The following is a 23,110-nucleotide window of genomic DNA, read 5'->3' on the forward strand; positions in this document are numbered from 1 at the left end:
GATGGTGGCGCCGGACGAAAACCGAATAGCGAGTGGTCGAGAGAGGTCTGGACCGCATCAGCCTCAACGCCTCGAGCGTAGGAACGGCGTTGCGCCGTTCTGGTTGGAATGCTGGACACTCTCCGCAAGGTAGCCTGTTCTTGGCTCTCTCCCTCCCGAGCACTACTGTCGGGGCGGGAAGCGGAACCAACGACGCAGCCGCCGTTTTCCCACCCCGACAGTAGTGCTCGGGAGGGGAGAGCCGGTGAGGCTACCGTGCCCCAGGTGAGCTGGTGGTGCCTTCCTGGCCTCCCTCGACCGCTCGAATTCGTCTCCGTCGCCCCTCCCTGAGCCGCCGCGCCCGTCGAAGGTGCATCGATGACCGCCAAGCTGGAGTCGTTCGTCCCCGCCGCCCCGCCGCAGGCCGCTCCCGAAGTCACGCCCGCCGCCGCCCCCAACACCGTCGCGAAGCGCGAGGCCGTGAAGGCCGCGCACGACGCCCTGCTCACGCGCTGGAAGGCCATCACCGAGGCCGGCGGCGCTGATGAATGGGTGCAGGCGCAGCTCGTGGCGAAGGGCGCGCTCGCGGACGAAGTGGACTTCTCCTCGCTGAAGGAGAAGGAGAAGACGGCCTGGAAGGCCAAGAAGAAGGCCGAAGCGGTGGAGCGCCGCGCGCTGGAGCGCCAGGCCCACGAGGCGTGGAAGGCCACGCACGTGAACCACCTGGGCGTGGGCATCTACTGGAACGAAGCCGGCACGCCGGACAAGTTCGACCTGGAGCACCGCGAGGAGCGCGCGCGCCAGAACGGCCTGCCCACGCTGGACTCGGCGGACGACCTGGCCAAGGCGCTGGGCCTGAGCGTGTCCAAGCTGCGCGGCTTCGCGTTCCACCGCGACGTGGACACGGGCTCCCACTACGTGACGTGGCGCATCCCCAAGCGTACGGGCGGCGAGCGCACCATCACGTCGCCCAAGCCGGAGCTGAAGGAAGCGCAGCGCTGGGTGCTCTCCAACGTCGTGGAGCGGCTGCCGGTGCACGGCGCGGCGCACGGCTTCGTGGCGGGGCGCTCCATCCTCACCAACGCGCTGGCGCACCGGGGCGCGGACGTGGTGGTGAAGGTGGACCTGAAGGACTTCTTCCCCTCGGTGACGTGGCGTCGGGTGAAGGGCCTGTTGCGCAAGGGAGGCCTGCCGGAGAACACCTCCACGCTGCTGGCGCTGATGTCCACGGAAGCGCCACGCGAGCGGATGTCCTTCCGGGGCAAGACGCTGCACGTGGCGAAGGGACCCCGAGCCCTCCCGCAGGGCGCCCCCACGTCCCCGGGCATCACCAACGCGCTGTGCCTGCGCCTGGACAAGCGGCTGTCGGCGCTGTCGCGCAAGCTGGGCTTCACGTACACGCGCTACGCGGACGACCTGACGTTCTCCTGGACGAAGGCGAAGGCCCCCAAGGCCCGCCGCGCGCAGGGAGCCCCCGTGGCGGTGCTGCTCGCGCGCGTGAAGGACATCGTGGAAGCCGAGGGCTTCACCGTGCACCCGGACAAGACGCGCGTCGCCCGCAAGGGCAGCCGTCAGCGCGTCACGGGGCTCGTGGTGAACGAGGCGAAGGAAGGCACGCCCGAGGCCCGCGTCCCCCGCGACGTGGTCCGCCGCCTGCGAGCGGCCATCCACAACCGCCAGAAGGGCAAGCCCGGCCGCGAGGGCGAGTCGCTGGAGCAGCTCAAGGGCATGGCGGCGTTCCTCTACATGACGGACCCGGTGAAGGGCCGCATGTACCTGGATCAGCTCGCGAAGCTCGAAGCCGTCCCGCCCGCGCAGGCGTAGCCGCCGCTCAGCGAGCCCCCGCCTTCGTCCGCCGGGAAGGCTTCTTCGCCGGAGCCTTCTTCTCCACGGCCGGCGCCGCGGGCGTCTCCACCGCGGCGGGCTCCACCTTCGCGGTATCCAGCGCCGCATCCGCGAACGCCTTCAGCCGGAGCGGATACTCCTGCGGAGCCGTCGCGGCGAAGTTGCCGTGCGACGCACCGGGGATGCGCCACGTATGGGCATACCGCGCGACGTGGGCGAACAGCTCATCCAGCAGCGGCTGCCCGGACTCCTCCGTCCCCGCGACGATGAACAGGGGCCGGGGCTTGATGCGGTCCACCGCGTCGATGGTCCGCACCTCGTCCAAGGCAATCCCGCGCCGCCAGAACGGAATCAGCGCCCCCGTCTGCGTCACCACGCCGAAGCGCCGGAAGTCATACGCCGCCGCCAGCCACAGCGTGTTGAACGGGGACAGCAGCACCACCGCCGCGACCTGCGGATCCTTCGCCGCCACCTCCGCCACCGCCGCGGACCCGATGGAGAACCCCAGGGCCCCCACGCGAGCAGGGTCCACGTCCGGCTGCGCCCGCACGTACGCCAGCGCCGCGCGCACGTCCTGGCGCTCCTTGTCGCCCCAGGTGGACGTCTCGCCCCCGCTCTGCCCATGCGCGCGCAGGTCGAACAGCAGCACGCCATATCCCGCGTCGCGCAGCACCCGGGCCTCCGGCAGCAGGTCCATGCGCGTCTGCGACAGGCCGTGCGCCAGCACCCACGCCGCCTTGTTCCGCGAGGGCACGTACCAGCCGCGCAGCTCCACCCCATCGTCCGTGCGCAGCGTCACCTCGCGCGCGGAGCCGAAGTCCGCGGGCAGCACCGCCGCAGGCTTCGGATAGTGGAAGTACTGCTCGGAACGCCACGCCGCGCGGCCCGCCAGCGCCAGCGCCGCCACCAGGACGGGCAGCACCAGCACGCCCAGCACCCGCCCCCACCGGATCCGTTTCAACAGCCCAGCCATGTCCACCCCTCGCCGAGAGCAAGCGACCTGTCTCCGAGGCGGAAGCCACCGCCCCGGGCTTGTGTTGGCCCCCTCCAGACATCTAGACCCATAGGCATCAACGGGTCCCTGGTTTACAGTTTAGGCGAACTATAGCAGCGGCGGCAGAAGACCGTCCGGGTGAGCAGGCATGAAGACGTCGAAGACGGTCTATGACGCGGTGGTGGTGGGTTCGGGGGCCTGCGGAGGTTGGGCGGCCAAGCAGCTCACGGAGGCCGGGCTCCAGGTGCTGGTGCTGGAGGCGGGCCGCAGCGAGAAGGCGGACCGGGCGCTCCACCTGATGCACCGTGTGAAGCAGAAGCTGGGCTACCGCATCGAGTCGGACAAGGCCCGCACGACGCGCCAGTCCGTGCAGGCCACGAGCTTCGCCTGGCCCTTCCATCCGCACGCCTTCGTGGATGACGTGGACAACCCCTACACGACGCCGGACGACGCGCCGTTCGCCTGGATTCGCGCGAGGCAGGTGGGCGGGCGCACCGGCGTGAGGAGCCACGGCCGCCAGTTCTACCGGCTGTCCGACTTCAACTTCCACGCGGGCAGCCTGGACGGGTTGAGCCCGGACTGGCCGCTGTCGCACGCGGACCTGGCGCCCTCCTACGAAGTCGTGGAGCGGTGGATGGGCCTGCGCGGCAACTCGGACGGCGTGGACACGCTGCCGGACTCCGTCTTCTCCGGCCCCGCGCCGCTGTCCCCCGGCGAGGTCCGCCTGCGCGAGAAGGTGAAGGCCCGCTGGCCCGAGCGTCACGTCGTCGCCCGGCGCACCGCGAACGCGCCGGTGACGCTCCCCGCGGCGCTGAAGACGGGGCGGCTGACGCTGCGCTCGCACGCCATCGCCAGCCACATCCTGCACGACCCGACCACGGGCAAGGTGACGGGGGTGTCCTTCATCGACGCGAACTCCGGCACCTCGGAGGAAGTGCGCGCGAAGGTGGTGGTGGTCTCCGCGGGCACCATTGAATCCACGCGGTTGCTGTTGCACTCGCGAAACCGGGCGTTCCCGGACGGCCTGGCGAACAACTCGGGGCTCCTGGGCCGGCACCTGATGGACCACATCTACCTGCGCGGCATCGAGGCGCGGATGAACCTCCCCTCGCACCTCCAGCAGAAGGAGCACGGCTGGGCGTACGTCCCCCAGTTCCGCAACGTCTCCGAGCGCCACCCGGACTTCGCACGAGGCTACGGCGTGCAGGTCTTCACCTTCGATGATCAGATGCACATGGTGCCCTTCGGCGAGATGATCCCGCGCCCGGAGAACCGCGTCACGTTGAGCGCCACGGTGAAGGACCGCTGGGGCATTCCGGCGGCGCACATCGAGTGCCGGCACTCGGACAACGAGTTGAAGATGACGGAGGACGCGGCCACCTCCTGCCTGGAGATGCTGGAGGAGTCGGGCTGCACGGTGGAGAAGGTCAACAAGCAGCTCTCGCATCCGGGCATGGCCATCCACGAGGTGGGCACCGCGCGCATGGGCAAGGACCCGAAGACGTCCGTGCTCAACCCCTTCAACCAGAGCTGGGACGTGCCCAACCTCTACGTCATGGACGGCTCCTGCTTCCCCTCGCAGGGCCCGCAGAACCCGACCCTGACGATGATGGCCCTCACCGTCCGCGCCTGCGCGCACCTGGTGGGCGAGCTCAAGGCCGGCCGCCTCTAACGCCCCTCGGCGGTTGAGACGGAAGGGGCCCGGAAGGACGGGCCCCTTGCACGGCCGGCGTGGATTGGTTACCTACCAGTCAGTAACTAATCTCCCGCGCTCATGTCCCGTCCCCCTCGAGTCCTCGATCCGGAGATCGACGAAGCCGCCCGTGCCGTGTTCCTGGCGCAGGGCCCGTCCGCGCCGCTGCAGGACATCGCGAAGCGGCTGGGCATCTCGCAGGCGGCGCTGCTGCACCGGGTGGGAACCAAGGAGGCGCTGATGTCGCGAGCCCTCCGCCCCCTGCCGCCCACCGCGCTGGCACTCCTGGAGCCCGGGCCGGCAGACGACGAACCCATCGAGGACCAGCTCCTGGAAGCGCTCCTGCACCACCGGGACTTCCTGCGCCAGCTGGTGCCCTGGCTGTTCGTGTTGCACTACTCGGTGCTGGGCGGCTCGAGGGCCATGCAGCTGGAGACGCCGCCCCCCGTCGCCCTGCGCGAGGGGCTGACGAAGTGGCTCACCCGCGCGAAGCGTGCCGGAAAGGTGGACCTGGCCGAGCCCCGGGTCGTGGCGGAAGCACTCTGTGGAGCGCTGGAGGCCCGCTGCTTCAACGCGCACGTGGGAGGAGCCACCTACGCCCCCGGCGAGGACGAAGCCGTCCTGCGCCAGCTCCTCCGGGTGCTGCTGACGCCAGGGAAAGCGCCGGCCCGCGCCCGGAAGAAGCCGCTGAAGAGGAACCCGAGATGACGACCGCCACGCCCAAGCTGTCCCGCTCCACGGAGGGCCCCGGGCTGATCCTCCTCCTGGGAGCGCTCATCGGCTTCGGGCCGCTGTCCATCGACATGTACCTGCCGGCATTCCCCTCCATCGGCGAGTCGCTGCACGCGACCGCCGGCGAGGTGGAGCGAACCCTGGCCACGTTCTTCGCGGGGCTCGCGGTGGGGCAGCTCCTCTCCGGTCCGGTGAGCGACCGGTTCGGCCGCACGAAGCCGCTCTACGTGGGCTTGCTGCTGTACGTGCTGGGCTCCATCGGCTGCGCGACCGCGTCCTCGGCGGAGGTGCTCGCGGCCTGCCGGTTCGTGCAGGCGCTGGGCGGCTCGGTGGGCATGGTGACCTCGCGAGCCGTCGTGAGGGACCTGCACTCGGGAGCAGCGGCGGCGCGGATGATGTCGCGCCTGGTGCTGGTGATGGGCCTGGCGCCCATCCTGGCTCCGCTGCTGGGCGGCTGGGTGCTGCGAGCCGCGGGCTGGCGAGCCATCTTCGGAAGCCACGCGGTCATCGGTGTCATCGCGCTGGGAGCGGCCTTCGCCCTCCTGCCGGAGACCGCGCCGCCGAGGAGCGGAGCACCCCGGTCCAGCCCCTTCCAGGCCATGTGGAGCATCACGAAGGCGCCAGACTTCCTGGGGCCCGCGCTGGCGGCGGCGCTCTCGCAGGCGGGGATGTTCGCGTACATCGGCGGTTCGCCCTTCGTCTTCATCACGTTGCACGGCGTGAAGCCGGAGCACTTCGGCTGGTTCTTCGGAGCAAACGCCGCGGGGCTGGTGGCGGTGTCGCAGCTCAATCACTGGCTCCTGGCGCGCTCCTCACCGGAGCGGGTGTTGAAGCAATCGGTGCGCATCGCCGCGCTCGCAGGAGGGGTGCTGGTGGCGGTGGCCTCGACGGGCTTCGGAGGGCTGTGGGGCATCGCGCTGTCGCTGTTCGTGTTCGTCTCCAGCCTGGGAGCCATCACGCCCAACGCGACGGCACTGGCGATGGAGCAGCACGCGAAGCAGGCAGGCATCGCGTCGGCGGTGCTGGGAGCGCTCCAGTTCATGCTGGCGGCCGGAGCCTCCGCGGCGGTGAGCGCGAGCCACGACGGTACGGCGAGGCCCATGGCCCTGGGAGTCGCCATCGCCGCCCTGCTCGCCCTGGGAGCGCTCGGCCTGGCGAAGCGAGCACCGAAGCCCTGAGCCGCGCGTTCTGCGTTCCGAGTGCGATTGACACCCCGGAACGAGGCACCCGATGGTGCGCTCCGCGATGCTTGCTCCCTTCTATTCCGCCTGTCCCGTCTGCAAGGAGACCGGGTCCCGTCCGGTCGTTGCGTTCCGCGAACTGAGCTACGGCCGTTGTACGGGCTGTGGGCTCATCTACAAGCGCGAGCAGCAGCCGGGCCTGGGCGACGGCTACGAGGAGAAGTACTTCAAGCACAACCGCGCGAAGTACCTGAGCCGCTGGGACCACCGGGTGCGCAAGTGCCTGCGGCAGGTGCTGGTGTGCCTGGAGTACGCGCCGCACGCGAAGGACCTGTTGGATGTCGGCTGTTCCGCGGGCTACGTGCTGGAGGCCGCACAGCGAGCGGGGCTGAAGGCCACGGGGCTGGACTACTCGCAGTTCACGGTGAACCTCTGCCGCGAGCGAGGCTACACGGCCGAGTACGGCTCGCTGACGCGGATGCCGTTCCCGGATGCGTCCTTCGACATCATCACGCTCAAGCACACGCTGGAGCACGTGGACCAGCCCATGGACGGGCTGCGTGAAATCCAGCGCGTGTTGAGGCCAGGAGGCGTGGCGTTCGTCATCGTCCCGGACGCGGCGTACTACAAGATCATCGTGATGCCCCGGAAGGGCCGCTCGTTCCGGCCGGACCGGCGAGGCTGGCAGCACCACGTGTACTTCTACGAGCACAACCTCGCGGACGCCTGCGCCAGGGCAGGCATGCAGCCGGTGAAGGCCGGCAAGGACATCCTCCGCCGGAGGCTGGCGAAGGGCGTAAGGGCCCCGTACGAGTACGTCCGCTTCGCCTTCCTCTGGGCCTGGGTCCAGGTGTGCCGGCTGACGCACTTGCGAAGAGAGATCCAGGTCATCGCGCAGAAGCCCAAGGCGGACGCCCAGCTCCCTGCCTCGCAAGCCGAAGCAGCCTGAGCATCGGTCACACCGGGACGCGACCGAGCCGTTCCAAATCGCGACGCCGGATCCACACCCCCAGCACCACGGTCAGCACGAGCGCCACGGGCCCCAACCAGTCGCCCCAGGCCCCCGCGAGCGAGTTCATCCGATCCGCCGCCGGCACACGCATCACGGTGCTGGCGCGCTGGTTGTCCTCCAGCTCGGAGGTCCACGTGCCGGCAGGATCAATGAACGCGGAGATGCCCGAGTTGGTCACCCGCACCTGAGCCGTACGCGTCTCGATGCTGCGAAAGGCCGCATGCATCAGGTGCAACCGGGGCGCGGGAGTGCCGGAGAACCACGAGTCATTCGACAGCGTGAGGAGCAGGTCCGCCCCCTGGCGCACCTCCGCCGCGACGTAGTTGGGAAAGAGCGCCTCGTAGCAGATGAGCGGAGCAACCTTGAGCACACGTCCGCCGTTCAGCCGGAAGTCCACCAGCCGGGGACCTGGACCGCGCTTCCATCGGCCGGTCCACGGCAGCCAGGCGCGCAGCGTGGGCGTGTCCACCGCGTCCGGAACCCACTCCGTGAGCGGGAACAGCATCGTCTTGCGGTAGGCGGCCTGCGCCAGCTCACCCGTCGCGGAGGGCCCCAGGAACATGGCGGCGTTGAACTCGCGTTCGCCGTCCAGGTCGTACGTGCCGAACACCAGCGGCACCCCTCGCTCCGCCACCCACGAGCGGATCTCATCATCCAGAGCGCCGCCGTCCTCGCTCTTCGGAGTGCCGAACGTCGTCGGATACACCGTCTCCGGCCACACCAGCAGGTCCAGCGGCGCGGAGCGCAGCAACGCATCCGACATCGCGTAATGCGTATCCAGGATGTTGCGAACGACCTCGTAGGTCCCCTGCTCCGCGGCCAGCTTCTCGATGTTGGTGATGTTCGCCTGCACCGCCCCCACCACCAGCGGCGGAGCCGAGTGCACCGCCGCACGCACCTGCCCCAGCCGAACCCGTCCGTAGCCCCATCCAGACCCAGCCAGCACGACCAGCAGGACCACCGGCCCCAGCCGCAAGGCCCGCCGGGAGGCCAGCCCCTGCGCCATCGAGACCACACACTCGTTGATGAGCAGCAGGACCAGGGTAAGGCCCGGAGCACCGGCCAGGTCCGCGCCCTGGCGCAGCGTCTCCGAAGCATAAAGCCCGTGGCCCAGCGTCTCGGCGAACAGCTTGGGCATGAACCACTCGGTGCCCACGTACGCGAGCGCGGTGAGCACGGGAGGCACCCAGGCAAGGCGCGGCTCCTCCCCCACCTGCCGGCGCGCGTACCACCGCACCCAGGCGGCGGTGAGGAACTGGAGCTCCAGCACCGGAGCGATGAGCAGGAACACGCCCCAGCACAGCCACAGCGGCGCACGCGAATACGCCGAGATGGCGCCCGGGAACCAGCCGAACACCGCCGCGGTGAACGTCACCGACAGCAGGACGCCCAGGGCCACCGCACCCCGAGCGGACGGAACCCGATCCACCGCCGCGAGCCACGGCGCCATGGCCACCGCGCCCAGCCACACCCAACCCGGTTGAAGCTGTCCGAACGCCGCGAACAGCACGGTGGTCGCCGCGACGCCCAGGAGCGCCCCGGCCCACCCCTTCCCGGACGTCACTGCGAGTCCTCATCCTCGACAGGAATCTCCAGCAGCCGGTGGGGCATGCCGGGGGGCGCCAGCTCCTCGGGCACCACACGGTTCTCGGGGATGGGGATGGGCTGCCCGTTGGCGTCCTTGGGCGTGAAGTCCGGATGGAACATCAGGATGGCGGCGAGCGGCTGGCCGTTGTCCGTCGTCTGGTAGTGGCGCATGAAACCAGGGGGCAGCTCGAAGTCATCGGGCACGACGAGCCCCCGCTTCAACGGCTTGGTGCCGCGCTGGTACAGGGCCGTCCCGCTCTTGCCTTCCGGAGGGGGCGGCTCATCAACGGGCATGGGAGCGGGCTCCTCCACGGGCGTGGGCGCGGCGACAGGGACTGCGGCAGGGCGCATGGACGGACGCGCCGGTTCCAGGGAGGGAGCCACTGGCGAGGGGCGCGCGGCCACCACGATGGGGGGCAGGTCCTCCACGGGGACGGGGCGGGAGAGCCACCAGAGACAGAGCCCCACGCACAGCCCGGTGATGGCCAGGGCCCCACCGATGAGCCAGGGGCCCACGCCGCCAGGGGACTCGCGCGAGGGCGTCACCCGCGTCACGCCATCGGAATCGGTGCGGCGCTCAGGGCCAGGCTGCGGGGAACGCATGTTCTCGGGGGGCCTCCAGGGTGCGTATGCTACGGAAGCCGCTCACAGCGAGGCAATGCGCGCGCGGCCATGCCCTACCATGACCGTCGACGCGTCCGGCCCCTTCCCCGTCCACGCCTTCACGCCTCGGCTGCGCGCATTGGGAGCGCTCCTGCACGTCATGGTGCTGGGCACGCTCTGCTACTTCACCGCGCTGCTCTTCAAGGACGTGCTCGCGGGCACGCAGACGCTACTCCCCAACCCACTGGCGATGGGACTGGTCGTCGGAGGAGTGTTGCCGCTCATCGCGTTGCGCCTGCTGCGCCTGGGTACGAGGGCCACGGTCACAGTGCGTCCCGAGGGCCTGGTGCTCACGCAGCCAGGAGGAGCGCACTTCGAGATTCCATTCGAAGCACTGGAGTCCATCCAACCGTGGCGTCTGCCCACTCCAGGCCCGGGCCTCACCCTGCGGCTGCGCACGGGGCGGGCTTTCGACCATGGCCTGGAAGTACAGGCGCCCATGCCGCTGCTCGCGGCGCTGGGAGCACGGGGAGAAGCGCGGAACGATCCGCGGGTGAGGTATGCGCAGGCCCGAAGCGAGAAGTGGCGCAGGCGTTGGTACGACCAGGCATTGAAGTACGGCCTGGTGCCCGGAGTGCTCGCGGGCATCTTCTTCCGGGCACACCAGTACATCTCCTTCGGGGGACCGTTCGGAGAGCTCCAGATGTACGGATGGACGGCGTACCTCACGTCCTTCGTGCGCACCTGGCTGCCAGTGTTCCTGGCGTTGTTGCTGTTTGGCTGCTTCTGGAGGGCCTTCGCGGAAGCACTGTGTTTCACCGCCGCATGGCTGGGCCCGCGATGGGCACGCAACGTCCGCATCGGCGCGGAATGGACTTGCCGGGCGCTCTACTACGTCGCCTTGCCCGTGTTCCTCGCGTTCCGCCTGCTGGGCTGATTCGCAAAGGCAGCCATCCGCGAGCGAGGGATCAGCGCTCAAGTCAGCGACGGCCGCAGGCGGCAGCGAAGCCCGCAAAGACAAAGCCCCTGGCGCCTTGCGGCGTCAGGGGCTTTCAAAAAGAATCCGGCAGCGACCTACTCTCCCACGCGGTTTCCCGCGGAGTACCATCGGCTCTGGAGGGCTTAACTTCCGTGTTCGGGATGGGAACGGGTGTGACCCCTCCGACATTGCCACCGGAAAAGCGAATGACGGTGCATACGAAGGGTAAGTTGCAGGTTTCTGCGTGAATGAAGCCTCTTCGAGAAGTCGAAGAAGCAATTGAGAATAGCTGATGTCTTCCGGGCGGACGCGCATACGGCGTCCTGGCCTCGGCCTTGGCCCCGAGTCCCTTACTCCCCGCGTGGGGGCATGCAAGAGAAGGGGGGAAGTAAGCCGCTCGACTTATTAGTACTGGTTAGCTTAACGCGTTACCGCGCTTACACACCCAGCCTATCAACGTGGTAGTCTTCCACGAGTCTTCAGGGGCTTGCGCCCGGGATACCTGGTCTTGAGGTCGGTTTCCCGCTTAGATGCTTTCAGCGGTTATCCAATCGGCACATGGCTACCCAGCGATGCCTCTGGCGAGACAACTGGTACACCAGCGGTGCCTCCAACCCGGTCCTCTCGTACTAAGGTCAGAGCCTCTCAAGTATCCTACGCCCACAGCAGATAGGGACCAAACTGTCTCACGACGTTTTGAACCCAGCTCGCGTACCGCTTTAATTGGCGAACAGCCAAACCCTTGGGACCTGCTCCAGCCCCAGGATGCGATGAGCCGACATCGAGGTGCCAAACCTCCCCGTCGATGTGAACTCTTGGGGGAGATAAGCCTGTTATCCCCGGAGTACCTTTTATCCGTTGAGCGATGGCCCTTCCATTCAGGACCACCGGATCACTATGACCTGCTTTCGCACCTGCTCGACCTGTCGGTCTCGCAGTCAAGCTCCCTTATGCCATTGCACTCGACGCCCGGTTTCCAATCGGGCTGAGGGAACCATCGCGCGCCTCCGTTACTTTTTGGGAGGCGACCGCCCCAGTCAAACTACCCACCAGACAGTGTCCCAGTCCCGGCTGACGAGACATGGTTAGACACCAGAAATCAACAGGGTGGTATTTCACCGTTGCCTCCACCGAACCTAGCGGCCCGGCTTCAAAGGCTCCCACCTATCCTACACAGTCAATCCCTAGTGTCACTGTCAAGTTGTAGTAAAGGTTCACGGGGTCTTTCCGTCTTGCTGCGGGTAAACTGCATCGGCACAGCTATTTCAATTTCGCTGAGTCCCTCTCCGAGACAGTGCGGAAGTCGTTACTCCATTCGTGCAGGTCGGAACTTACCCGACAAGGAATTTCGCTACCTTAGGACCGTTATAGTTACGGCCGCCGTTTACTGGGGCTTCGGATCATCGCTTCGCCTTGCGGCTGACGAATCCCCTTAACCTTCCAGCACCGGGCAGGAGTCAGACCCTATACGTCGGCTTGTCGCCTTCGCAGAGTCCTGTGTTTTTGGTAAACAGTCGCTACCGCCATTTCTCTGCAACCTCTCTCGGCTTCGGCTGTACGCCTACACCTACCAGAGGCCCACCTTCTTCCGAAGTTACGGTGGAAATTTGCCTAGTTCCTTGGAGGAGAGTTCTCTCAAGCGCCTTAGGATTTTCTCCTCACCCACCTGTGTCGGTTTGCGGTACGGACACCCTGCAGACTCCCTGCGGGACTTTTCTTGGAAGCCGAGCATCAGCGACTTACCCCTTGCGGGGCGCCATGGGGTCTCGGGGATAGCTGCCGCGCCTTTATTCGTACGCGACACCCCTACGCCTTTAGACTGACACAACCACCGGTCAGCTCGCCTAGCTTTCTCCGTCCTCCCTCAGTTCAACGTCTGCAAGATGGCGCAGGAATATTAACCTGCTTGCCATCACCTACGCCTTTCGGCCTCGGCTTAGGACCCGGCTAACCCTGGGAAGATTAACTTGACCCAGGAAACCTTGGGTTTACGGCGAGGGGGTTTCTCACCCCCTTTATCGCTACTCATTTCGGCATCAGCACTCCCAGTCGCTCCAGCAGCCCTTTCGGTCTACCTTCGCTGCAACTGGGACGCTCCCCTACCGCCATACGCGCCTGACGCGCATGACCCGAAGCTTCGGCACTAGTCTTGAGCCCCGTTACATTTTCGGCGCGGCCTGTCTTGACCAGTGAGCTATTACGCTTTCTTTAAAGGATGGCTGCTTCTAAGCCAACCTCCTGGTTGTCAATGACCTGCCACATCCTTTCTAGTGTTCACTTAGACTAGATTTGGGGGCCTTAGCTGTCGGTCTGGGTTATTCCCCTCTTGCCAATGGACGTTATCACCCACTGACTGCGTCCCGGGATAACAATTGCCGGCATTCGGAGTTTGATACGGTTTGGTAATCTGGTGAGACCCCTAGCCGTTTCAGTGCTCTACCTCCGGCATTGAATTACCCGAGCCGATACCTAAATATCTTTCGGGGAGAACCAGCTATCACGGAGTTTGATTGGCCTTTCACCCCTACACACAGCTCATCCCAGAAATTTTCAACTTTCATGAGTTCGGTCCTCCATGCGGTGTTACCCGCACTTCAACCTGGCCATGTGTAGATCACCCCGCTTCGGGTTATAATACACGCAACTTAGCGCCCTATTCGGACTCGCTTTCGCTCCGGCTCCACCTATCGGCTTAGCCTCGCTACGTATATTAAGTCGCCGAATCATGATGCAAAAGGTACGCTCTCGCACTGGCTTGCGCCGTAGTGCTCGAACTGCTTGTAGACATGCGGTTTCAGGTTCTTTTGACTCCCCTCACCGGGGTTCTTTTCACCTTTCCCTCGCGGTACTTGTTCACTATCGGTCGCCAAGGAGTATTTAGGCTTACCGGATGGTCCCGGCAGATTCAGACAGGATTGCACGTGTCCCGTCTTACTTGGGTAACCCGCTCAGCTCCAACTGGCTTTCGTGTACGCGACTATCACGCTCTTTGGTGCGTCTTTCCAGGACGCTTCCACTAGCCTGTCAGAGTCCTACCGCGGACCCGCTACCCCACCGCCATTTGCATGACGTTGGTTTGGCCTCTTCCCATTTCGCTCGCCACTACTTTGGGAATCACTCGTTGTTTTCTCTTCCTCAGGGTACTGAGATGTTTCACTTCCCCTGGTTTGCTCTGCAACCCTATGGATTCAGATTGCAGTAACGCAGCTATTCGCCGCGCTGGGTTTCCCCATTCGGACATCTCCGGATCAACGTTTGGTTGGCAACTCCCCGAAGCTTTTCGCAGCCACCCACGTCCTTCATCGCCTCTTGGCACCTAGGCATCCACCGCACGCCCTTAGTAGCTTACTTGCCCTGATCTCTTGTCGTCACGCCCGCCTCCCGGCGGATTGTCGAAACTCGTGACCAAGGCCCAGACCCCTGCTCTTCGCAGCAGGCCCGGAAGACTTAATTACTTTTGCTGTTCTCTTACTGCCTCTTCTTGTGTGGGAGACTTCGCTTTTGCCCCACCCCGCTGCCTCTCGGCACTAGGTGAGACTCATTTCGAAGTCGGCACTTCTGTTGAGAACTTCACTCAGCAGAAATTGCAACTTACCCTTCGTATGCACTTGTCAAAGAACGTCCCTGCGACTTCCAGGTAACTTGTGGAGCTGATCGGGTTCGAACCGACGACATCCAGCTTGCAAAGCTGGCGCTCTCCCAGCTGAGCTACAGCCCCGACTCTCGCGTCGGCTTTCCCATTCGCGTCCCTCCAGTGAGGGAGAATGGTGGGCCTAGGTGGACTTGAACCACCGACCTCGCGCTTATCAGGCGCGCGCTCTAGCCAGCTGAGCTATAGGCCCAGGGGGGCTAAAGCATCGGCGAACCCTACAGCGTCCTTCATTCTCAAAGAGCCGAGCCTTCCTTCGCTCGGTCCTTCAAAACCAAACAGCAAGCCCGTAGCGACATAATGGATTGTTTACCGGAAACATTGACCTAGTTAGACCTGACAACCCGAAGGTTGCTGGTGTTGCCTACTCGCCCGAAGGCTGAGTCCAACACCCGGTCTCCTTAGAAAGGAGGTGATCCAGCCGCAGGTTCCCCTACGGCTACCTTGTTACGACTTCACCCCAGTTACCGAGCACTCCTTGGGCACCTCTTGGTGAGGTGACTTCTGGAGCAATCGACTCCCATGGTGTGACGGGCGGTGTGTACAAGGCCCGGGAACGTATTCACCGCAGCGTGCTGATCTGCGATTACTAGCGATTCCGCCTTCATGGAGTCGAGTTGCAGACTCCAATCTGAACTGAGACCGGTTTTCTGCGATTAGCTCCCCCTCGCGGGTTTGCAGCGCTCTGTACCGGCCATTGTAGCACGTGTGTAGCCCTGGTCATAAAGGCCATGAGGACTTGACGTCATCCCCACCTTCCTCCGGTTTAACACCGGCAGTCCCTCTAGAGATCCACTTGCGTGGCAACTAAAGGCGAGGGTTGCGCTCGTTGCGGGACTTAACCCAACATCTCACGACACGAGCTGACGACAGCCATGCAGCACCTGTCTCTCGGTTCCCTTGCGGGCACTCCCTCATCTCTGAAGGATTCCGAGGATGTCAAGACCAGGTAAGGTTCTGCGCGTTGCGTCGAATTAAACCACATGCTCCACCGCTTGTGCGGGCCCCCGTCAATTCCTTTGAGTTTTAGTCTTGCGACCGTACTTCCCAGGCGGAGAACTTAATGCGTTAGCTACGGCACCGCGGGGGTCAACTCCCACGACACCTAGTTCTCATCGTTTACGGCGTGGACTACCAGGGTATCTAATCCTGTTTGCTACCCACGCTTTCGCGTCTCAGCGTCAGTTACCGTCCAGGTGGCCGCCTTCGCCACCGGTGTTCCTCCCCATATCTACGAATTTCACCTCTACTTGGGGAATTCCGCCACCCTCTCCGGCACTCAAGCTCTGCAGTTTCGGGCGCACTTCCTCAGTTGAGCTGAGGGCTTTCACACCCGACTTGCAAAGCCGCCTACACGCGCTTTACGCCCAATAATTCCGAACAACGCTTGCACCCTCTGTATTACCGCGGCTGCTGGCACAGAGTTAGCCGGTGCTTCTTCTCCCGGTACCGTCAAGCCGAAGGATGTTAGCCTTCGGGTTTTCGTCCCGGTCGAAAGTGCTTTACAATCCAAAGACCTTCATCACACACGCGGCGTTGCTGCGTCAGGCTTTCGCCCATTGCGCAAAATTCCCCACTGCTGCCTCCCGTAGGAGTCTGGACCGTGTCTCAGTTCCAGTGTGGCTGATCGTCCTCTCAGACCAGCTACCCGTCGTCGCCTTGGTGGGCCATTACCCCGCCAACTAGCTGATGGGCCGCGGACTCATCTGGTTGTGATAGCTTGTATACAGAGGCCACCTTTTCCCTCAGTCTCCGAAGAGACCGTGGGCTTATCCGGTATTAGCCAATCTTTCGACTGGTTATCCCAGGCATCCAGGCAGATTATCCACGTGTTACGCACCCGTGCGCCGCTCTACTAAGGGTTGCCCCTATTCGCGCTCGACTTGCATGTGTTAGGCACGCCGCCAGCGTTCGTTCTGAGCCAGGATCAAACTCTCCAATTGTATTCTTGGTTTGCTTGAACCGGCGTTCCCCGAGACCCGGCTAAGGAGTCTCGGCTCGCTGATTCGTCGGCACTTCCCTCTCGCTGCGCTTTTCAGCGCTGCTCTTGAGGTGAAGATGCCCTCAAAAAATTGACTGCGGGTTTCCGCAATCCATTACTGCTTGGGCTTGCTATTTGGTTTTCAAAGACCGAGCCGCTTGTCCTGCTTCGCGACTTCTGCTACCGTTACTTCGCTGCTGGTTTTGCGTCAACCAGCGGGTTGCAGCTTCTATTTCAGTTCGCAGTCAGCGTCAACTTCGCTTTTGCGTCCTGCGGGCTGCTTCGAAGTTCGTCGGCGCCGTCCAGTGACTTTCGCCGCTTCTTTTCGAAGGGGAGCGGCTTCTACTTCAGCGCCGCGTTCCCTGTCAACCGCTTGCTGTCAGCTTCCTTCACCGCTTGCCGTCCGTGTGTTGCCTGCCGGACTGCTTCTCTTCGGTGGGGGCGCGGCTTCTATCTCTTCGCCGCGTTCGCTGTCAACTCGCTCGTTGACTGCCCTATTTCCTTGTCGGTGCTGCGCTCTCTCCGAAGTGCCTTCCGCGCCAGTGCGCGGGCTTCGAAGCGAGGGGCGCGGCTTCTACCACCGCCGCATCCGCGATCAACCATTTTCGTGGCGACCGTTTGCTGCTGTCCGCTTCGCGTTCCGAGCTGCTTCGTTCGGATCCGTTCAGGCGGGGCGCGGCTTCTACCTCTTCGCCGCGTTCGGGATCAACAACCTTCGTCGATCCTTTTCTTCCCCCGTGCTCACGCTCCGAGGCCCGGGGGCCAGCGGTTCGTTGCGCGGAGGTCCAGTGTCTAACGCTTCGGTTCGGCGACGTCAAACCCTTGTTGATCCGGGCCTGATCATCCGTCCCCAACCGCCGGGGATATGGGCACGCCGTTCCGTGGTGTGAACCCCTGACTCCGGCTTTCTTCTTTCCCCGTCACCTCCCTCGGCGTGCCGCCTGCCCCTCATTCAGCGGGGCGCGCCAGCGCGTCCCGAAGAGCCCGTCTCCGAGGGGAAAGGTGATGTTGAAGTTGTGGCGCCCCATCCGGCTGGGATCGTGGTGCACCTGGTGGTGCCTCCGGAGAAACGAGATGCCGGGCAGGCGGGCGCTCCAATGGTTCTCCGGCAGGTGCGTGGTGAAGTGCACCCACTCGTACGCGAGGTAGTAGCCCAGCGCCGTGGCGGTGAAGAGCCAGCCCGCATTGGGGGAAATCAGCAGGAAGCAGAGCGCTCCCAGCGGCGCGGCGATGGCGCCCAGGAAGAAGAGGAGCAGCACCGGAGGGAAGAGCACCATCTTGAAGTCCCGGGGGGACTCGTAGGCCATCGCTTCGTGGGTGAAGAAGCGGTGGTGCTGGACGGTGTGCCGCTCGAACACCTGGCCCAGGCCCCTGGTGCGGTGGTGCATCGGGCCCCGGTGGCCGAGGAACTCGACCGTGTTCGCGAGGGCGATGACCGCGGGGACGCCGAGCAGTTCCCAGAGGCGGGGGGCCTCCACCCGGCTCAGCGCCAGGGCGATTCCCCCCAGGCAGACGAGGCTGGTGAAGGCGAAGTGGGCCCGGCCCCGGTAGCCCGGCCCGATGCTCCGGGCCCGGTACTCCTCACGGAAGGCCTGGACCTGGCGGGGGACGGAGCGCGTTTCCATGCGCTCGAGCGTAACGCGCCCCCCGTCTCCACCGTCCAGCTAGGAGCGCTTCGTCCCCTTGCCTTCCGAGGGCTCTTCCTTCCGGCGCGCGAGCGACTTCTGCAGCTTCTTCATGCGGTCCAGGATGAGCGTCCGCTTCAGGCTGGAGAGGTGGTCCACGAAGACGTGGCCGTCCAGGTGATCGATTTCGTGCTGGAGCACGTGCGCGAGCCGGCCTTCCGCCTCCAGTTCGTGCCACTGGGCCGTCTTGTCCTGGTAGCGGACCTTCACGCGCTCGACGCGGGGGCACTTCTCCCACACGTCCGGCACGGAGAGGCAACCCTCCTCCAGCTTCACGCTCCCCTCCTTCGACAGCATCTGGGGGTTCACGATTTCGAACTGGGTGCCGTCCTCCCGGCCGACGATGGCCACGCGCAGGGGGACTCCCACCTGGTTGGCCGCGATGCCGATGCCCTTGGCTTCCGCCATGGCCTCCGACATCTCCTGGAGGAGCGTTTCGAGCGCCGGGCCGAAGTCGGTCACGGGCTGGGTGGACGTGGTGAGAACCTTGTGGGGCCAGATGACGATGTCGCGAGCCATGCGCGCGACTCTGCCACGCGGTCTTCTCCATTGCTCGGCACTTTCCGCCCGCCGGCGCACCGTCCGTGGGGCCCCGAGCACGGTGCCGGACGGGTCTGATAGACCGGCGACATGCACCCGCACTCCCAGCTCATCACCGACTTCTATTCGGCCTTCCAGCGCCGCGACGCGGACGGCATGGCCGCCTGCTACCACCCGGACGTCGAGTTCAACGACGCCGTGTTCCAGGGGCTGCGCTACGCGGGGGTCACCTCCATGTGGCGCATGCTGCTGGAGCGCGGCAAGGACCTGGAGCTCGTCTTCAGCCAGGTCCAGGCCGATGACCGCACCGGCAGCGCGCACTGGGATGCGCGCTACACCTTCGGCCAGACGGGCCGGAAGGTGCTCAACCGCATTGACGCGACCTTCGAGTTCAAGGACGGAAAAATCATCCGCCATACGGACCGGTTCCCCTTCTGGACGTGGTCGCGGCAGGCGCTGGGGCCCGTGGGCTGGGCGCTCGGGTGGACGCCGCTCCTGCACAACAAGGTGCGCGCCCAGGGCGCCGCGGGGCTGCGCAAGTACATGAAGGAGCGCGGCATCGACGGAGCTTGAAGGCGGAGCCTGAGGGCCCCGGGCTCACTCCCTCACGTCGAGCGTCTTCAGCGTCACGGGCCCCCTGGGGCCCTGGCGTGACAGGGTCGCCTCGCAGCGCACCTGTCCCATCCAGTCCGTGAAGCGCAGCGCCGCCGTGCCGTCCGCGTGCAGCCAGAGCGTCGCGTGCCCGTGGTTGCCCCGGTCCTGGCGCACGCCCGTCCACTCCGGGAAGCGCGGCCGGGATTCGAAGAAGCGGACCGGTGCCACCGGGTACTCGGGCGCATCCCTCCGTTCGGAGGGGAAGCCTCCATGGCCCAGGCTCGCGCCGAGGAAGGGCAGGCCGGGGGCCCGGTCGTACAGCGCTCCGGCCTGGGCGCCACCCCAGCACCAGAGGTCCACCCATTCGCGCTCCACGACGAGGGCCCGCAGGTCCTCCGTCACCAGCGGGGCCAGTTGCTTCGCGTCCGGCCCGTAGGGCGCGGCGTGGCTCAGCACGATGTTCATGGCCCCGCGCCGGCGTCCCTCCGACAAGCGCTGCTCCAGCCACTGCAGCAGCGCGGGCTCGCGGTGGCGGCCCGCTTCGAACCAGGCGGTGTCCAGGCCGATGAGCTGGAAGCGCTCCGCGGCGAGGCAGAAGTAGCTGCCCTCCTGTGGATGACGGGGGCCCGCGCCCCGCCGCTCGTCCAGGTAGCGGAAGTAGGCGCCCGCGCCCGAGCGCATCTCCGGCGGCGCGTTCAGCGTCAGCAGCGCCGTGGTCCCGAGCAGCGGCTCCAGCGGCTCCGCCACGTGCGCGTCGAACTCGCCCTGGCGGCCCGCGTAGAAGACGCCGCCCAGGTGGACCGCGCAGTCCAGGCGCTCGCCGCGCATCACCAGCTGCCGGGCGATGTACCGCGAGGCGTATTCGCCCGTGCCGAAGTCCGCGAAGAGCGCGACCTCCACGGCTTGTCCCGGCTCCGGCTCCCGCAGCGGATAGACGAAGCGGCTCTTCGCTCCGAAGTGCCAGCGGAACGGGGCCTGCCTCGCCGCCGCGCCCTGCGCCAGCCAGACCGGGCCGCTGAACAGCAGCCAGCCGCGCAGGTCCGCCTGCGGCTCGAAGCGCGTGCGCGTGGGGTCGATGGGGATCTCCTCCGTCCTCAGCGGGAAGGTGAAGTCCACGGGCAGCCCGCCCGTCCCCTGCCGGGCGTGGCGCTCCGTCGCGTCCAGGCGCTCCTGGAGCTGGCCCGGGTCCGTGAAGAGCAGCTCGAGCTCGCGCAGCACCTCCACGAACGCGCCCACCGTGACCCTCGCGCCCAGGCCGCTCTCCGTCCAGCGCAGCACGTCCTCCGGCTCGCGCAGGAAGGCGGACTTGAGCGCTTCCAGCTCCTCCGGACCGAGGAGGGGCAGGTCCGTGTCCTCCGGCGGCGGTGCTTCCGGCGCGGCCCTGCCTGTCGCTGGCGGCCGGTAGCCGAGCGATTCGTAGAGCGGATTCCACCTGCTTTCCATGCGTCCCCCTCGTGCTGGCGTCGGATGCCCAGGGACGTATTCTCCCAGGCATCCCCGACATTCCTGTTCACCTGGACGCGCCGGGAGAGGGGCCGGCGCGCAGGGTTTTTCGCTCAGGGGCTGGAGGCGCCCGGGCCTTCCTGCCGGAAGGCGTAGAGCGTGTAGTGCGAGCCGGTGGCGAAGCCGGGCAGCTTGAGCGGGTTGAACACGCTGAGGTTCGTCATCACGCCGCCCACGAAGCCCGGCGGCACCTCCACCAGCTTCAGCGCGCCGCCCGCGAGCACCACCCCCGCCTGGGGCTGGTCGTTGCTCACGAGCGTGCACTCGCCCGACGCGGTGAAGGCCCCCTCCGGCAGGAGGAAGCGCGCGTAGAACGGCACCTGCGTGCCCGGGGTGAAAGCCCGGTCCGTCAGCCGGAAGCAGGCCGTCGCCGAGCCCACCCTTTCGAAGTTGCCGTCGCCCGCGGGCACGTAGAGGCCCGCGCCCAGCTTCACGGTGGGGGTGAAGGGCGCCGCGGCGCACACCGCTTCATCCGGCGGCGTGGCGGCGTCCTCCTGCGAGCGAAAGGCATACACCCACTCGGTGCCGGATTGCAGCCGCACCGTCGCTCCCGCCTGTCCTTGAGACATGTTCAAACCCATCCTTCAGGACCGCGGGGTTGGTGCTCCGGTCACTGCCAGGACAGCGCGTACTCCGTATCCACCGGGCCCGTCTGCCGGCCCTTCACCTGCACGCCCCGGGCGCCCAGCGCCTCGATGACCGCCTGGAGCACGCCTTCATGGTACGCGGGCGGCATGAAGTCCCGCTTCATGATGAGCTTGCCCTCGCGCTCGCCGGACCACTCCACGCTGCGGTCGCCGTAGCTCACCGCCGCGCGGTAGCCCGTGGGCAGGTTCGTGACCAGCCGCTTGGGGCTGTCTCCCGCCAGCAGCAGCAGCGTCTTGCCCGCCGCCGACGACAGGAAGTCCGTGGTGGCCTGCGTGCCCATCTTGCGCAACATCGCGTCGAAGCCGCCCAGCTGCGGCCCCATCAACTGCGCTCCCGTGAAGGACAGCTTCAGGAAGCCCGACACCGGGTAGTTGAAGAAGTCCACGAACTTCTTCTCCGGCACCACCGCCAGGCACTTCTCCACCGCGGCGTCGCCGCCGAGGATGCGCACCGCGTTCAGCGCGCCGTTGAAGAACATGCCTCGGGCCGTGTCGTCGGGGGTCGACAGGGCCAGGCGTTTCTCCAGGTCCTGGGCGACTGCCGGATCCAGGCCGGATGCTTCCTTGCGCTGATCACTCATAGAGGGGGGAATCTCCGGGGGGGAGGAGATGAACACCCGTGCGCGCTACAGCCGCACGAGCTGGGCCCCATAATGGACGTTGGCGCCAACCGCCGCCACCACCACCAGGTCCCCACTGCCGAGCGCCACACGACCCTGCTCCAGGTCCTCCGCCAGGAGAATCAACATGCCGGCCGCGGACGTGTTTCCAATCCGGTCCACGTTGCAGGCCACGGCCTCCTTCGGCAGGCCCGCGCGGTTCACGAACGAGTCCATCACCCGCTTGTTGGGCTGGTGGAAGTAGTAGCGCTTCACCTGATCACGCACGGCCGGTGTGAGCACCGCGTCCAGGCACTTCTGCATGTACTCCGGGTAGCTGCGCGCGACCTTGAAGCCATCCACCACGAAGGCCATCTCGGCCGGGCGCGTGCGCCCCGGCTGATAGGGCAGCTTCAGCATGCCGCCGCCCCGGCGCGCCACCAGCTCCGCGTACGCGTTGCCGGAGAACGAGGAGAGGATGCCCGGGCCGTCCTCGTCACCCTCCTGCTTGCGCAGCACCACCGCGCCCGCGCCATCCCCGAAGACATACATGGACAGGTAGGCATTGAGCGCCTTGGGGCGGCCCGGCGTGGGCGGCAGCTCGTCCGTGTAGACCTCGCGGTTGAGCAGCGGCGAGGTGAACGCCGAGGCCACCACCGCCACCGTGCGGAAGCGGCCGCCCTCCATCATCTTGCGCACCAGGTCCAGCACGTAGGGCGTGCCGCCGCAGCCGTCGTCCACCACCAGCGCGAAGGCGTCCTCGCGCAGGCCCAGCCGCTCGTGCAGCGCCATGGCGTCGTGGTTGAAGTGCGGCGCGTCCGGGGTGCACGTCACCACGAACAGCGCGTCCAGCTCCTTGGGGTCCACGCCGCCGCGCGACAGGGCCTGGCGCAGGGACACCTCGCACATGTCCGTGTTCGTCGCCGGGTAGAAGCGCCCCAGCACGTCGTCCGGCGGGGGGATGGCGCGGCCCGTCTCCTCATCGAAGTCCCAGAGGAAGCGGCGCTCCTTGATGCCAATCTTCTCTTCGATGCGGGCGGCCGACCAGCCGGGGATCGCCCTGGCGATCCGCTCGTTGGAGATGGTCCGCGTAGGGACGAAGGAACCGGCGCCCACCACACACACCCGTTCGGTCATTTCCATGGCCTCGCGATTTCACAGCCTCGCCGGACGGGATGGATTCCCTGGCACGCATGCATAGAGCACGTTCCAGGCCACTCCCTAAGCCCTTGGAATGACGGAGTTCCGCTCCTTGGCTGCGTCACCCGTGAAGTACACGCGATGACAGAACAGCCCCTGAACCCAGA

The 23,110-nt window shown here is 66.1% G+C and carries 16 protein-coding genes, 2 tRNA genes and 3 rRNA genes; 7 read left to right on the forward strand and 14 right to left on the reverse strand.

The annotated features are described in order from the left end of the window. Window positions 1-357: 357 nt before the first annotated feature. Window positions 358-1,803, forward strand: coding sequence for a reverse transcriptase family protein (locus NR792_RS26405; RefSeq protein ID WP_375755462.1), 1,446 nt, complete (start codon window positions 358-360; stop codon window positions 1,801-1,803). Between the two features lie 7 nt (window positions 1,804-1,810). Here the strand turns inward: NR792_RS26405 and NR792_RS26410 are convergent, their stop codons facing one another. Next, window positions 1,811-2,797, reverse strand: a complete 987-nt coding sequence (locus NR792_RS26410; RefSeq protein ID WP_375755463.1) for an alpha/beta hydrolase — start codon at window positions 2,795-2,797, stop codon at window positions 1,811-1,813. A gap of 169 nt (window positions 2,798-2,966) precedes the next feature. On the opposite strand from NR792_RS26410, the gene NR792_RS26415 reads away from it, so the two are divergent. The 4 genes from NR792_RS26415 to NR792_RS26430 all read left to right on the forward strand — a co-directional run bounded on the left by NR792_RS26415 (window position 2,967) and on the right by NR792_RS26430 (window position 7,373). Further along, window positions 2,967-4,490 (forward strand): GMC oxidoreductase, encoded by a 1,524-nt coding sequence (locus NR792_RS26415; RefSeq protein WP_375755465.1) that lies wholly within the window; start codon window positions 2,967-2,969, stop codon window positions 4,488-4,490. Window positions 4,491-4,592: 102 nt separating this feature from the next. Then, complete coding sequence (locus tag NR792_RS26420) at window positions 4,593-5,219, forward strand: TetR/AcrR family transcriptional regulator (protein WP_375755466.1); 627 nt, start codon at window positions 4,593-4,595, stop codon at window positions 5,217-5,219. Next, window positions 5,216-6,421, forward strand: a complete 1,206-nt coding sequence (locus NR792_RS26425; protein ID WP_375755467.1) for a multidrug effflux MFS transporter — start codon at window positions 5,216-5,218, stop codon at window positions 6,419-6,421. The genes NR792_RS26420 and NR792_RS26425 overlap by 4 nt, the downstream gene beginning before the upstream one ends. A 52-nt stretch (window positions 6,422-6,473) precedes the next feature. After that, window positions 6,474-7,373: a methyltransferase domain-containing protein gene (locus NR792_RS26430; protein WP_375755468.1), complete on the forward strand. Its 900-nt coding sequence runs from the start codon at window positions 6,474-6,476 to the stop codon at window positions 7,371-7,373. Window positions 7,374-7,380: 7 nt separating this feature from the next. Here NR792_RS26430 and lnt read toward each other — a convergent pair whose 3' ends face one another. Together lnt and NR792_RS26440 are read right to left on the reverse strand one after the other, a co-directional pair. Further along, window positions 7,381-9,000, reverse strand: coding sequence for an apolipoprotein N-acyltransferase (lnt, locus tag NR792_RS26435; RefSeq protein ID WP_375755469.1), 1,620 nt, complete (start codon window positions 8,998-9,000; stop codon window positions 7,381-7,383). Further along, complete coding sequence (locus NR792_RS26440) at window positions 8,997-9,626, reverse strand: hypothetical protein (protein ID WP_375755470.1); 630 nt, start codon at window positions 9,624-9,626, stop codon at window positions 8,997-8,999. Before NR792_RS26440 ends, lnt begins: the two co-directional genes overlap by 4 nt. Window positions 9,627-9,705: 79 nt before the next feature. Between NR792_RS26440 and NR792_RS26445 the strand changes: the two genes are divergently transcribed. Next, window positions 9,706-10,563, forward strand: coding sequence for a hypothetical protein (locus tag NR792_RS26445; protein WP_375755471.1), 858 nt, complete (start codon window positions 9,706-9,708; stop codon window positions 10,561-10,563). A gap of 124 nt (window positions 10,564-10,687) precedes the next feature. On the opposite strand, the gene rrf is transcribed toward NR792_RS26445, so the two are convergent. The 7 genes from rrf to def all read right to left on the reverse strand — a co-directional run bounded on the left by rrf (window position 10,688) and on the right by def (window position 18,439). Further along, window positions 10,688-10,804, reverse strand: a 5S ribosomal RNA gene (gene rrf, locus NR792_RS26450). 185 nt (window positions 10,805-10,989) lie between these two features. Next, window positions 10,990-13,956 (reverse strand): 23S ribosomal RNA (locus tag NR792_RS26455). 294 nt (window positions 13,957-14,250) lie between these two features. Beyond that, window positions 14,251-14,323, reverse strand: a tRNA-Ala gene (locus NR792_RS26460). 47 nt (window positions 14,324-14,370) lie between these two features. Next, window positions 14,371-14,447, reverse strand: a tRNA-Ile gene (locus NR792_RS26465). A gap of 212 nt (window positions 14,448-14,659) precedes the next feature. Beyond that, a 16S ribosomal RNA gene (locus NR792_RS26470) occupies window positions 14,660-16,197 on the reverse strand. Together the 16S, 23S and 5S rRNA genes with 2 tRNA genes alongside form the textbook arrangement of a ribosomal RNA operon. Window positions 16,198-17,155: 958 nt before the next feature. Further along, a complete protein-coding gene (locus tag NR792_RS26475; protein WP_375755472.1) occupies window positions 17,156-17,860 on the reverse strand; it encodes a sterol desaturase family protein in 705 nt (234 codons plus the stop codon). Window positions 17,861-17,899: 39 nt separating this feature from the next. Next, window positions 17,900-18,439 carry a peptide deformylase gene (def, locus tag NR792_RS26480; RefSeq protein ID WP_375755473.1) on the reverse strand — a complete coding sequence of 180 codons (540 nt, stop codon included), beginning with the start codon at window positions 18,437-18,439 and terminating at the stop codon, window positions 17,900-17,902. 111 nt (window positions 18,440-18,550) lie between these two features. Here def and NR792_RS26485 point away from each other — a divergent pair, with 111 nt between their 5' ends. Next, complete coding sequence (locus NR792_RS26485; RefSeq protein ID WP_375755474.1) at window positions 18,551-19,033, forward strand: nuclear transport factor 2 family protein; 483 nt, start codon at window positions 18,551-18,553, stop codon at window positions 19,031-19,033. A 24-nt stretch (window positions 19,034-19,057) separates the two neighbouring features. Here NR792_RS26485 and NR792_RS26490 read toward each other — a convergent pair whose 3' ends face one another. The 4 genes from NR792_RS26490 to NR792_RS26505 form a co-directional block, all read right to left on the reverse strand. Continuing rightward, window positions 19,058-20,497, reverse strand: a complete 1,440-nt coding sequence (locus NR792_RS26490; protein ID WP_375755475.1) for a hypothetical protein — start codon at window positions 20,495-20,497, stop codon at window positions 19,058-19,060. Between the two features lie 113 nt (window positions 20,498-20,610). Then, a complete protein-coding gene (locus NR792_RS26495) occupies window positions 20,611-21,126 on the reverse strand; it encodes a hypothetical protein (RefSeq protein ID WP_375755476.1) in 516 nt (171 codons plus the stop codon). Between the two features lie 41 nt (window positions 21,127-21,167). Then, entirely contained in the window at window positions 21,168-21,785 is a 618-nt protein-coding gene (locus NR792_RS26500) for a DUF2378 family protein (protein WP_375755477.1), read from the reverse strand. A gap of 45 nt (window positions 21,786-21,830) precedes the next feature. Then, window positions 21,831-22,940, reverse strand: coding sequence for a 3-oxoacyl-ACP synthase III family protein (locus NR792_RS26505; protein ID WP_375761696.1), 1,110 nt, complete (start codon window positions 22,938-22,940; stop codon window positions 21,831-21,833). Window positions 22,941-23,110 lie beyond the last annotated feature (170 nt).

This window comes from Corallococcus exercitus (assembly GCF_042231735.1).
Classification (GTDB): Bacteria; Myxococcota; Myxococcia; order Myxococcales; family Myxococcaceae; genus Corallococcus; species Corallococcus exercitus_B.